Below are 12,115 nucleotides of genomic sequence, written 5' to 3'. Positions count from 1 at the left end.
CACACCTTCAAACCCGATGCTGGTGTATTCGCGCCCCGGTAACCGGAAGGCTGGGCTGGTATCTGTTTGCCTGCTTCCGCGGAGCGGCGGAAGCTGCGATCCGCATCAACTTGCCGCCCTTGGAGATGGGCCTGGGCGTCCTGCTGCCGTTTGGCACCATACGGACAGGCCGGGCGCACGATGCTGCGGGAACGATCCGTTGCGGCACACCCCACGCTGACCATGAGAGGGCAGCATACTGGCCTGTGGGCTCACACAGGGGCGAACGGCTCGCCGAAGGAAGATTCCAGAACCCGGCGTGCCTGCGCGCGCGAGAAATGGCGCTGGATGTTTTCCATTCCGTGGCGGGAAAGACCTTCCCACAGCAGGCGGTCGCGCGACAGAAGCGCGATGGCTGCAGCGAACTGTTCGGCTGTGTCGGCGACGAGCACGTCGTGGCCATCGAGCAGGTGCATGCCCTCGGCCGCTATGGTGGTGGCTACGACGGGCAGGCCATGGCTCATCGCGCTGTTGACCTTGCCCTTGACGCCGGCGCCGGCGCGGAGCGGCGCCACCGCGACCAGGCACGCCTCCATCAACGGCGTGAGGTCGGCGACCTGGCCGTGGACGTGGACATGCTCGCGCTCCAGAAGTCGACGCTCTTCGCCGCCGATCGCTCCCACCAGATGCAGTGGCATTGCCGGGACCTGCTCGTGCAGCAACGGCAGGATCCGTTCGACCAGCCAGTGCGCGGCGTCGCGGTTCGGTGGGTGGCCGAAGCCGCCGACGAACAGCATGCCGTGTCTTTGCGCGAACGATGAGGTGCGGCCTACCACCTCGTGGATGTTGGATAGCAGCTCGACCCGGGCTCCGGGCACTTCCTTCCGAAGCAGTTCCTGTTCGACCGGGCTGACCACGAAAGTCACCTCGCTCCGGGACGCCAGCTTCCTTTCGACGTTCCAGGAGCGCCGGGAAATTCGCAATAGGGCGCGGTCGCCACTGACCCTGGCGGTGCGTTCTTCGCGCAAGCCGTGCAGGTCGACCGTATCGAACGCGATGCGTGCACGCGGCGCCAATGCCCGGACCAGGTCGAAATGCATGGCTGCCACGTCGTGCCGGCACAGCATTGTCGCGCCCAGCCTGTTGCCGTTGTCTTCCAGCCAGCCGGGAAGCGAGGGGGAGCCGGGAATGCCGATCACCTCGATTTCCTGCCGCTGCAGCGCGTCCCGCTCGCTGGCGGTCGAGCGTCCGCTGTCAGGGGCGAATACCACGTTCCATCCGATGTCGCGCAACAAAGTCAGGATCCCGAACATCCGTACCGAACCGGAATCGCGCGTGGGATCGGGCATGACTGCGTCGATCACGAGGATAGCGGGCCCATTCCCAAGGGGTATCTGCGCTGTCGATGGGGCGTTGGTTGTCGCGTCGCGACCAGCCTGGATATCGATTGCATGAAGCAGCGTGCCAGTCAGTCCGCGGAGGGCAAGGCTGTGACGTAGCCCGCGCAACCTGCGCAACAGCATCCGCCAGCGCCATGCCAGCAAAGCAGCAAACGGGGCTGGTCTCGCCGGGTTCACAGATTCTGGTAGTTCGGCCCCGCACCACCCTCCGGCGTCACCCAGGTGATGATCTCGTACGGGTCCTTGATGTCGCAGGTCTTGCAGTGCACGCAGTTGGCGGCGTTGATCTGCAGGCGGCGGCCGGCCGCGTCCTCGACCATCTCGTAGACGCCGGCCGGGCAGAAACGCGTGCAGGGGTTGGCGTACTCGGCGGTGCAGCGGTCCACGCAGATCGAGGTGTCGGCGACCTTCAGGTGCACCGGCTGGTCCTCGTCGTGCTCGGTGGCGGCGTAGTAGACGCCCTGCAGGCGGTCGCGCGGGGCCAGGCTGCGCTCGACGTAGTCGCGCCTGGGCTGCTCGTGTTCGCCGACCTTGTCCAGCGTGGACCAGTCGGCCTTGGCCTCCAGGGTCCAGGGCGAACGCCCGCCCACCGCGGTTTCCCAGGCGGCGTTGGCCAGGCCGAACCACAGGCCCTTCTTGAAGCCGGGCTTGATGTTGCGCACCTGCTTCAGCTCGGCCATGGCGTCGGAGGCGCGCAGCTTCGCGTCGAAACCGCTGGCCTCCAGCGCGTTGCCAGCCAGGTGTTCGGCGGCGAGCATGCCGCTGCGGATCGCCTGGTGGGTGCCCTTGATCTTGGGCACGTTGAGCAGCCCGGCGGTGTCGCCGATCAGCAGCGCGCCCGGCATCTCCACCTTCGGCAGCGACTGCCACCCACCGGTGACGATCGCGCGGGCGCCGGCGGAGAGAATGCTGCCGCCTTCGAGCAGCGGCCTGATCAGCGGATGGTTCTTCCACTGCTGGAAGGCTTCCCACGGCTTGTATTCCGGATCGCGGTAGTCGAGCCCGCTGACGTAGCCCAGCGCGACCTGGTGGTTGTCCAGGTGGTAGAGGAAGCTGCCGCCATAGGTGTGGCTGTCGGCCGGCCAGCCCAGGGTGTGCACGATCTTGCCGGGCGCGACCCGGCCTTCCGGCACCTGCCACAGTTCCTTGATGCCGATCGAGTAGTTCTGCGGGTCGCTGTCGGCATCAAGGTCGAAGCGCTTGACCAGGCGCTTGGTCAGGTGGCCGCGCGCGCCTTCGGCCAGCACGGTCACCTTGGCGTGGATGTCGATACCGGCGGTGTAGCCGGCCTTGTGCGAGCCGTCGCGGGCCACGCCCATGTCACCGATGCGCACGCCCAGCACCGTGCCGTCGTCGGCATGCAGCGTTTCGGCGGCGGCGAAGCCGGCGTAGATCTCCACGCCCAGCGCTTCGGCCTGCGGCGCCAGCCAGGCGCACATCGCGCCGAGGCTGACGATGAAGTTGCCATGGTTGCGCATCCCCGGTGGCACGATCGGCGACTTGCGTCCGCCGTCCCTGGTCAGGAACCAGAACTCGTCCTCGCCGGCCGCCACGCAGACCGGCGGCGGGTTGTCGCGCCAGCCGGGCAGCAAAGCGTCCAGCGGGCCGGGCTCGATCACCGCGCCGGACAGGATGTGCGCGCCGACGGTGCTGGCCTTCTCGATCACGCAGACCGAGATGCCCGGGTCCAGCTGCTTCAGGCGGATGGCGAAGGCCAGCCCGGCCGGGCCCGCACCCACGGTGACGACGTCGTACTCCATCACGTCGCGCTCGACGGCGTCGGCGGCAATCGTGCTGGCTTCGTGCTCCGTCATTCCCTGCTCCGCTGGCTGTTCTGGCTTGCCGGACATTTTCGGCGTTCGGCGCGGGCGGGGCAAATGCGCCCCGCCGCCGGCGCTGCTAGCGTGGGGCCATGGAATGGATCGATTTCGGGCTTCCGGATGCGCAGGTGAGGCTGGCGCGTGGCTGGCTGGGTCCGGAGGCCGCCGCTGCGCTCATGTCCTGCCTGTTGCGCGACGTGCCCTGGGAGGTCCACCGGATCCGGATGTTCGGCCGTGAAGTGGCCTCGCCGCGGCTGAGCTGCTGGATAGGCGATGCCGACGCCGCCTATCGCTATTCGGGCAGCCGCTTCGAGCCGCGGCCATGGTCGCCAGCCCTGGCCGCGCTGCGCCACCGCCTGGAGGGCGACCTGGGCCACCGGTTCAACAGCGTCCTCGCCAATCGCTACCGCAGTGGCCTCGACGCGATGGGCTGGCACAGCGACGACGAGCGCGAACTGGGAGCCGCGCCGTTGATCGCATCGATCAGCCTCGGTGCGACCCGCCGTTTCCTGATGCGCCACCGCGGTGATCCGGCGTCGCGGCTGGCGCTGGACCTGGAGCCGGGCAGCTTGCTGCTGATGGGTGGCGAAACGCAGCGTCACTGGAAGCACGCGCTGCCCCGCACCGCACTCCCGGTGGGCGAACGGATCAACCTCACGTTCCGCCAGGTCCTGCCCTTGCAGGAGCAGGCGCCATTGCGACCGCGAGGCCGTTGAAGCGACGGGCCGCCTGGGCCGACTGCGTCGGCTGTTTGGACGGGAGTCCGCTCCTGCAGCAAGTGCGGTTGCGCGGCGTCCGACCCGGCAGGCCGGCGCTACAGCGTCGGGTGCGTCTGCGCGTCGCCATGGCCCTGCGCCAGGGTCCAGCCGGCGATTTCGCCGGAGACAGCGGCCAGCGCCCGGCCGAACGCGTCGGTGACCGTGGCCACGTCGTTGGTCGCCGCCGCTTCCTCGCGCAGGAAGGTGCGGCGCGCGACGATGCGCTGGTCGCGGTTGTTGAGCAGGGTCGCGCTGATCTCGATGGTGGCGACCGGCAGCGCGCCGCCGCGGTAGTCCGATTCGAAGCGGCGTACGTCCATCGCCAGCCGGTAGTCCGAGCGCATGCCCGTGGCCACCCGGCCGACGCCGGCGATCTTGCCGGAGTCTTCCAGCACGCGCAGGACGACGGCTTCGATCATGTCGGTCGGCGGCTGCGCCCAGGACGATCCGCGGTACACCTGCAGCTCGCCCGGGACCGGGCGCACGGCGATGCGCGGGCTGTCGATCAGGCGTGTGGCGCTGGGCTTGGCGATCGCCAGCTGCCAGTCCACCTGGGGCCAGGACGGATCGGACTGGGCGACGGCCTGCGGCGAATAGATCGTGACCGGGTCGCGCGGCTTGCCGCCCAGGATCGAGCAGCCGGCGAGCATCGCCATGATCGGCAGCAACGCCAGCACGCGCAGCGGCGCGGGGAACGCACGGGGCTTCATTGCGGTTCGTACTCCTTGGGTGCGTCGCGGCCGAGCAGGTAGCGGGACGGGTTGTTCTCCAGCCGGTCGCTGATCTGGCGCAGGTCGCGGATCAGGCCGCGCAGTTCGGTCAGGGTCGGGCCGAGCTGGGCCAGGCCGTCGTTGGCGAAGCTGTTGATGGCCGCGCGGTTCTCGCTGAGGATGCCGTCGGCATTGCCGGCGGCCGAATCCAGCCGGGCCAGGGTGGAATCGAGTTTCTCGATCAGGCCGGGCAGTTCGCGCACCAGGTTCTGGTCCACCCGCTGCACGGTCGCGTTGGTGGTCTGCAGGGTCGCGTCGAGGCTGCGCGCGGCATCGCGCGCGCTGACCAGCAGCGCCTCCATGCCCTGGTCCTTCGCGGCCAGGGTGCCGCTGATCCGCTCCAGGTTCTCCAGGGTGGTGGAGATGTGGGCCACGTTCTGGTCGCTGAGCACCTGGTCCAGGCGCTCGACGATGCGGTTGGCGGTGTCGGTGATGTTCTGCAGCGCCGATGGCGTGGTCTGGATCACCGGCGGATCGCGCTGGTCGACCGCGGTCAGCATCGGCGCGCCGGGGGTGCCGCCGGAGAGCTGGATGATCGACGGTCCGGTCAGGCTGGTGATCGCCATCTTGGCGCGGGTGTCGGACTTGACCGGGGTGCTGGCGTCGGCGCGGATGATCGCGATCACCCGTCGCGGATCCTGGGGATCCAGCGACAGCTTCTCGATCGAACCGACTGAGATGCCGTTGTACTGGACCGGGCTGCCCACCGACAGGCCGGTGACCGCCTCGTCGAACACGATCATGTAGCGCTGCCAGCTGCGTTCGGACGAATACTTGGCGGCCCACAGGCCGAACAGCAGCAGCGCGATCGACACCACCAGGGTGAAGGCGCCGATCAGCACGTAGTTGGCGCGTGTTTCCATGGTCAGTCCGACTCCGTGGCGATGGCCGGGTCATGGCCGGCACTGGCACGGCGCGCGGCGCGGGCGCGCGGGCCGTGGAAATACTCCTGCACCCAGGGGTGGTCGAAACGCTCGACCTCCGCCAGGGGCGCGTTGACCACCACCTTGCGGTCGGCGATCACGGCCACGCGGTCGCAGATAGCGTACAGGGTGTCGAGATCGTGCGTGATGAGGAACACGGTCAGCCCCATCGCCCGCTGCAGGGTCAGCAGCAGGTGGTCGAAGGCGGCCGCGCCGATCGGATCCAGGCCGGCGGTCGGTTCGTCCAGGAACAGCAAAGGCGGATCCAGCGACAGGGCGCGGGCCAGGCCGGCGCGCTTGCGCATGCCACCAGACAGCTGCGAGGGCAGCTTGTCGAGCGCATCCGCCGGCAGGCCGGCGAGCTTCACCTTGAGCAAAGCCAGTTCGTAGCGCCAGCTTTCGGGCAGTTCCGGATGGTGCTCCTTGAGCGGCACCTGCACGTTCTCGCCCACGCTCAGCGAGGAGAACAGGGCGCCGTCCTGGAACAGCACGCCGGTGCTGCGCTCGATGCGCAGGCGGGTGGCCGGCTCGTCCGACAGCGCATCCTCGCCCAGCACCTCGATGCGACCCTCCGCGGGCCGCTGCAGGCCCAGGATGCTGCGCATCAGCACCGACTTGCCGGTACCCGATCCGCCGACCACGCCGAGGATCTCGCCGCGGCGCACGTCGAGGTCCAGCCCCTCGTGCACGGTCTGGCTGCCGAAGCGGTTGGCCAGCCCGCGCACGGAAATCGCGATGTCGCGGTCCGGGTCGGCCATCTCACCAGTCCATGTGCATGAACCACAACGCGGCGATCGCGTCGAGGATGATCACCAGCGAGATGGTCTGCACCACGCTGGACGTCGTGCGTTCGCCGACCGACTGCGCCGTGCCTTCCACGCGCAAGCCCTCCAGGCAGCCGATCAGGCCGATGACCAGGGCGAATACCGGCGCCTTGGACATGCCGACCAGGAAGTGCCTGACCTCGACGGTCTCGTGCATGCGCGACAGGTACATCTGCGGTGGGATGTCCAGGTCGAACGCGCCTACGGTCACGCCGCCGGCGAGGCCGGCCATCATCGCGATGAAGGTCAGCAGCGGCAGCATCACCAGCAGGGCGAGCACGCGCGGGATCACCAGCAGGTCGACCGGGTCCAGGCCCAGGGTGCGGATCGCATCGATCTCCTCGCGGCTCTTCATCGCGCCGATCTGGGCGGTGAACGCCGAGGCGGTGCGGCCGGCCAGGACGATCGCCGTGAGCAGCACCGCGAACTCGCGCAGGAAGGCGATGCCGACCAGCTCGACCACGTAGATCTCCGCGCCGAAGTCGCGCAGGATCGTCGAGCCCAGGAAGGCGATCACCGCGCCGACCAGGTAGGACAGCAGCGCCACCAGCGGCACCGCGTCCAGGCCGACCTGTTCCATGTGCGCTACGGTGGCGGTCAGCCGGAAGCGGCGCGGCTCGCGCGCCATGCGCAGCATCTTGCTCAGGTTCTCGCCGGTGAACCCGACCAGTTCCACCACCGAGCGGGTGATGGTCTCCGTCGCCCGGCCAAGGCGCTCCAGCGCAGCGGCGAAGCCGTAGTCGCGCCGCCGCCGCGGCCGGTCGTCGGCCACGTCCTCGATGACCTGGACCAGGGCCGCATGCCCATCGCTGAAAAGCAGGTGCTCGCTGTCCAGGCCGCGCCGCTGTGCGAAGCGCATCAGCTGCATCACGCCCGCCGAATCCAGGCGCTCGATCGCCGAGGCATCCACCGAGGTGGTCGCCTCGGGCACGCCGCGCAACTGGTCGGAAATGAGCAACGCATGGGCCAGCGTCCATTGGCCGGTCAGGATGATCCTGCCGGGTCCGGACTGTGCCTGCTGCCAGCGGGGATGGGATCCGTTCTCTTCGGTCATGGGTGTTTTCCGAGCCGGGAGCATACCCGGAAGGAGCGTGCACGTGCCGTGGCGCCGCCCGGTCGGCGTGGCCCGCCCGCGGGGCGCCGGAGACCCGCTGTTAACCAGGCGACGTTCGCCGGGCGATACTAGGCCGATGGATGCCGTCGCCCGCCCCACCGCCAGTTATGCGCAGCGCATCGCGTTCGTCTCGGAGATGGCGGCGCGCCTGCATCGCTATGGGACGACCGCACAGCGGCTGGAGGCGACGATCACCGCGCTGTCGCATCGGCTGGACCTGGAGTGCGAGGCCTGGTCCAACCCGACCGGCCTGATCCTGAGCTTCAACGAGCCGGGCAAGCCGATGGGCAGCAGCGACACGACCCGGGTGATCCGCCTGCCGCCGGGCGAGAACGACCTGCACAAGCTCAGCGAGGCCGACCGGATCGCCGAGGCGGTGGCCATGGGCCAGATGAGCATCGCCCAGGGGCATACCGCGCTGCGCACCCTGGACCGCCCGCCCAAGACGCGCACCCGGGTGATGCAGGTGCTGGCGTTCGGCCTGGCCGCCGCCGCGGTCGCCGGGCTGTGGCGCCTGCCGTGGCTGGACATCGCCACCGCGGCGGTCACCGGCCTGCTGATCGGCCTGCTGGACCAGTTCACCAGCTCGCGACCGGCGCTGAAGGAAGCCTCGGACGCGCTGGCGGCGCTGACCGCCGGCGCGGCGATCACCCTGGTCGCGGCGCTGATCGGTCCGCTCAACCTCAATTCGGTGGTGATCGCCTCCCTGGTGGTGCTGCTGCCCGGCATGGCGATCACCAACGCGATGAACGAGCTGAGCAGCCAGCACTGGGTGTCGGGCACGGTCCGCTTCGCCGGCGCGCTGACCACGGTGATCAAGCTGACCGTGGGCGCGATCATCGCGGTCCAGCTGCTCGACATCCTCGGCGTGCAGCCTCAGGTACGTGCCTGGCGGCCGCAACCGGACTGGGTCGTGTGGCTGGCGATGGTGCTGGCCGCGTTCGCCTTCGCGGTCCTGTTCAAGGCCAGCCGGCGCGACTACCCGTGGGTCATGGGCGCCGCCATCGCCGGCTACCTGATCGCGATCAACGCCGGGGCGGCCTGGGGCAGCCCGGCCGGCATCTTCGTTTCGGCGCTGGTGCTGACCGCGGCGGGCAATGCATTCGGGCGCTGGATGCAGCGGCCGGGCGCGGTGATCCGCCTGCCCGGCATCATCATGCTGGTGCCCGGCAGTGCCAGCCTGCGGGGGCTGCTCACCCTGGTCCAGCAACAGGACGTGGACGCCGGCCAGAGCGCGCTGCTGGGCGTGACCAATATCGTCATGGCGCTGGTGGCCGGACTGCTGTTCGGCAACCTGCTGATGCCGGCACGCAAGAACCTGTAGCCGTGGCGGCAGCGCCAGTGCGTGCACGGACGGGCGCCCGGAATGGAAACGCCGGCGTTGGCCGGCGTCTTCCCAGTTACTTGGCGGATTTCTTGACCACGCGCTTCTTGGTGGCCGGCTTCGATTTTGCCGGTGTCAGGCGCGCCACGCCGGGAATCACGAATTCGCCCAGGTCGCGGCCCTTGGCGGTATAGGCCGCCAGCCAGCGCGGCTGCTTGCCGCGACCGGTCCAGGTTTCCTTGGCATTCTGTGGATTGCGGTACTTCGGTGCGACCTTGCCCAGCTTGCGGCCGCGCGCGGGCGAGGCCGCCTTGCGTGGCGTGGTGCTGGGGCTGATGCCGCCACTGCCGCCGCCGAACAGCTCCTCGATGGTGTAGCCCTCGGCCTTTGCCAGCCTGGTGAGCTTGCCGCGGACCTGGGCGATCGGCGCACGCTTGGCCAGCGCTGCCTGGCGCTTCTGGGCCGTGGTGATCAGGGTGCCGAGTTCGCGCGGCGAAAGCGTACTGAGGTCGATCGACATCGAATTCTCCGTCTCGAATCTGGGGGTGCGCTGTGTGCGCCATTGGCACGGGCGCGGTCAGGATAAGGCACGCGCTTTATCGGCGGCAAATGAAAGTCGCGTGAAACCATGGAAAAACGGCCCGATTATCCGCAGATAATCGGGCCGTAATGGCTCGATATTGTCGCGCGTGCGATCAATTCCCGCGCAGCTTGTCCATCAGTCGTGCGCGATCGAGCGATTCGGCCTCGCTGGCGCTGCGTGAGCGGTATTCGAACGTGCCGGCGGCGAGGCCGCGTTCCGACACCACCACGCGATGCGGGATGCCGATGAGTTCGATGTCGGCGAACATCGCGCCGGGACGCAGGCCGCGGTCGTCGAGCACCGCATCCAGGCCGGCGTCGATCAGTTCGGACAGCAATGCCTCGGCGGCGGCATCGACCGAGGCATCCTTCTTCGGATTGATCACGCACACCGCGACCGTCCACGGCGCCATCGGCACCGGCCAGACGATGCCGGCCTCGTCGTGGTTCTGCTCGATCGCCGCGGCCACGATCCGCGAGACGCCGATGCCGTAGCAGCCCATCGCCGGCACCGCGGCCTTGCCGTTCTCGTCGAGCACGGTGAACTTCATGGCTTCCGAATACTTGCGGCCGAGCTGGAACACGTGGCCGACCTCGATGCCGCGCGCGAGCTTTATCTCGCCGCCGTCGGCCGCGCGATCGCCGGCCATCACGTTGCGGATATCGGCGACCACGTCGGCTTCCGGCAGGTCACGGCCCCAGTTCACGCCGGCGATGTGGAAACCCGCCTCGTTGGCACCGACGACGAAGTCGGCCATCGCCGCGACCTCGCGGTCGGCAACGACACGGATCGCCTTGCGCGGCACGACCGGACCGAGGAACCCCGGCTCGCTGCCCAGGTGTTCGGCGATCTCCGCTTCGGTGGCGGGGCGGTAGTCGGCCAGGCCCTGCACCTTGCCCAGCTTGATCTCGTTGACCATGTGGTCGCCGCGGACCAGCGCCAGGACGAAGCCGTCCGCACCCATGACCGCGACCGACTTGACCGTGCGCTGCAGCGCGATACCCAACAGCGCGGCGACGTCCTCGCAGGTTTTCTGCACCGGCGTCTCGACCTTGCGCAGGGCTTCGGACGCGGCCGGGCGCGGTGCCGGATCGGCAGCCTGCGCGGCCTCGACGTTGGCTGCGTAGTCCGAGCCGGTGGAGAACGCCAGTGCGTCCTCGCCCGATTCGGCCAGCACGTGGAACTCCTGCGAAGCGTCGCCGCCGATCGCGCCGGAGTCGGCCTGCACCGCGCGGAACTGCAGCCCCAGGCGGGTGAAGACGCGGGTGTAGGCCGCCTTCATGTTCTCGTACTCGCGGGCCAGGTCGGCATCGCTGGCGTGGAACGAGTAGGCGTCCTTCATCAGGAACTCGCGCGCGCGCATCACCCCGAAGCGCGGGCGGATCTCGTCGCGGAACTTGGTCTGGACCTGGTAGAAGTTGACCGGCAGCTGCTTGTAGCTGGACAGCTCCTGGCGGGCGAAGTCGGTGATCGCTTCCTCGGCGGTGGGGCTGTAGCAGTACCCGGCTTCCTTGCGGTCGCGGATCTTCAGCAGCTGGGCGCCGAACTTCTCCCAGCGGCCGGTCTCCTCCCACAGGTCCTGCGGCTGGATGGTCGGCAGCTGCAGTTCGATCGCGCCGGCGCGGTCCATCTCCTGGCGCACGACCGCCTCGACCTTGCGCAGCACGCGCAGGCCCAGCGGCGACCAGGTGTACAGGCCGGCGGCGAGCTTGCGGATCATGCCGGCGCGCAGCATCAGCCGGTGGCTGACCAGTTCGGCGTCGGCCGGGGTTTCCTTGGTGGTGTGCAGGTGGAAGCGGGACAGGCGCATCGCGGGTGGGGTCTTGGCGGGGAACGCGACATTCTGCCAGCACCGGGCGGGCCCTGCCTCGCCGACACCCCTCCGGCGTGGCTACTGGCCGTGCACGCGGATGCCCGACGCCGGTTCGCGGGCGATGCGTTCGAAGGGGCGTCCCTTCGGTGGCGTGTCCGTGATCTGCAGGCTGCCGGCGTCGTCGCGCCAGCGGTAAAGGGGGCGCTGGGCGTCTTCGGCGTTGGCGGCGGCCGCCTGTTCGGCGCGCTGGCGGGCTTCGGGTGAACGCTGCGGGGCCTGGTCGCGGGCCAGCCACCAGGCCAGGCCGCCACCCAGGACCAGGCCGGCCACGATTGCCCAGGCCGCGCGCATGCTCAGCCGGCGGGCGGGCAGTAGGCCTTGGCGGCGGCCTCCGCCAGCGCGGTCTGCGCGGCGCGGTCTTCGTCGCTCAGGGCGGTATCGGGTTTGCCGTCTCCATCGGTATCGCGCATCACCGGGGCGCCGCTTCCCAGCAGTTGCAGGTTCTGCCTGGCGGTACCGCACTGGGGGTCGACGGTGGGCGTGGGGGTCGTCGATGCGGATACCCCCGTCTCGCCCCGGGTATCGATCCGGCGGGTGTCGTACTTGGTGCCCGGCGGCGGCTTGTCCGCGGAGTGGGTCACGCCCTTGGCGTCCTTCCACTGGTAGACATTGGTCGCCGGGGCGCCGAAGCACAGGCCCGCGGCAAGGAGCAGCAGGCAGGAGCGGGACGGGAAGCGCATCGGAGGGTCTCCAGCGGGTCGGGATGGGCGGTGCGCCGATTCCAGCACCCGGCCGCCGGGCTGGCAA

Annotated in this window: 12 protein-coding genes; 2 read left to right on the top strand and 10 right to left on the bottom strand. The window is 69.3% G+C overall.

Features of this window, described 5'->3' with window-relative positions:
- Positions 1–251 precede the first annotated feature (251 nt).
- On the bottom strand, positions 252–1,502 hold the full coding sequence (locus CSC65_RS02560; protein ID WP_162408409.1) for a glycosyltransferase: 1,251 nt from the start codon (positions 1,500–1,502) through the stop codon (positions 252–254).
- A 50-nt stretch (positions 1,503–1,552) separates the two neighbouring features.
- Positions 1,553–3,193, bottom strand: coding sequence for an electron transfer flavoprotein-ubiquinone oxidoreductase (locus CSC65_RS02555; protein WP_162408408.1), 1,641 nt, complete (start codon positions 3,191–3,193; stop codon positions 1,553–1,555).
- Between the two features lie 98 nt (positions 3,194–3,291).
- Between CSC65_RS02555 and CSC65_RS02550 the strand changes: the two genes are divergently transcribed.
- Entirely contained in the window at positions 3,292–3,915 is a 624-nt protein-coding gene (locus CSC65_RS02550) for an alpha-ketoglutarate-dependent dioxygenase AlkB family protein (RefSeq protein WP_162408407.1), read from the top strand.
- 98 nt (positions 3,916–4,013) lie between these two features.
- Here the strand turns inward: CSC65_RS02550 and CSC65_RS02545 are convergent, their stop codons facing one another.
- From CSC65_RS02545 to CSC65_RS02530, 4 genes are read right to left on the bottom strand one after another with little or no spacing between them, the layout of a single operon-like run.
- On the bottom strand, positions 4,014–4,667 hold the full coding sequence (locus CSC65_RS02545; RefSeq protein WP_162408406.1) for an ABC-type transport auxiliary lipoprotein family protein: 654 nt from the start codon (positions 4,665–4,667) through the stop codon (positions 4,014–4,016).
- Entirely contained in the window at positions 4,664–5,590 is a 927-nt protein-coding gene (locus CSC65_RS02540; protein WP_162408405.1) for an MlaD family protein, read from the bottom strand. The genes CSC65_RS02545 and CSC65_RS02540 overlap by 4 nt, the downstream gene beginning before the upstream one ends.
- Before the next feature lie 2 nt (positions 5,591–5,592).
- The gene (locus CSC65_RS02535) at positions 5,593–6,408 is read right to left on the bottom strand and encodes an ABC transporter ATP-binding protein (protein WP_162408404.1); all 816 of its coding nucleotides are present in this window, start codon (positions 6,406–6,408) and stop codon (positions 5,593–5,595) included.
- A gap of 1 nt (position 6,409) precedes the next feature.
- Complete coding sequence (locus CSC65_RS02530) at positions 6,410–7,636, bottom strand: ABC transporter permease (RefSeq protein WP_425501299.1); 1,227 nt, start codon at positions 7,634–7,636, stop codon at positions 6,410–6,412.
- Between the two features lie 28 nt (positions 7,637–7,664).
- On the opposite strand from CSC65_RS02530, the gene CSC65_RS02525 reads away from it, so the two are divergent.
- The gene (locus CSC65_RS02525; protein WP_162408402.1) at positions 7,665–8,912 is read left to right on the top strand and encodes a threonine/serine exporter family protein; all 1,248 of its coding nucleotides are present in this window, start codon (positions 7,665–7,667) and stop codon (positions 8,910–8,912) included.
- 76 nt (positions 8,913–8,988) lie between these two features.
- Here CSC65_RS02525 and CSC65_RS02520 read toward each other — a convergent pair whose 3' ends face one another.
- From CSC65_RS02520 to CSC65_RS02505, 4 genes are all read right to left on the bottom strand, one after another.
- Positions 8,989–9,432, bottom strand: a complete 444-nt coding sequence (locus CSC65_RS02520) for an H-NS histone family protein (protein WP_162408401.1) — start codon at positions 9,430–9,432, stop codon at positions 8,989–8,991.
- Between the two features lie 175 nt (positions 9,433–9,607).
- Positions 9,608–11,305: a proline--tRNA ligase gene (locus CSC65_RS02515; protein WP_162408400.1), complete on the bottom strand. Its 1,698-nt coding sequence runs from the start codon at positions 11,303–11,305 to the stop codon at positions 9,608–9,610.
- Between the two features lie 81 nt (positions 11,306–11,386).
- A complete protein-coding gene (locus tag CSC65_RS02510; RefSeq protein ID WP_162408399.1) occupies positions 11,387–11,659 on the bottom strand; it encodes a DUF4124 domain-containing protein in 273 nt (90 codons plus the stop codon).
- Between the two features lie 2 nt (positions 11,660–11,661).
- Positions 11,662–12,048, bottom strand: a complete 387-nt coding sequence (locus CSC65_RS02505) for a DUF4124 domain-containing protein (protein ID WP_162408398.1) — start codon at positions 12,046–12,048, stop codon at positions 11,662–11,664.
- Positions 12,049–12,115 lie beyond the last annotated feature (67 nt).

It is taken from the genome of Pseudoxanthomonas daejeonensis (genome assembly GCF_010093205.1).
Lineage (GTDB): Bacteria > Pseudomonadota > Gammaproteobacteria > Xanthomonadales > Xanthomonadaceae > Pseudoxanthomonas > Pseudoxanthomonas daejeonensis.
The sequence above is the reverse complement of the archived record's forward strand: the minus strand, read 5'-3'. Positions and strand labels throughout refer to the sequence as shown.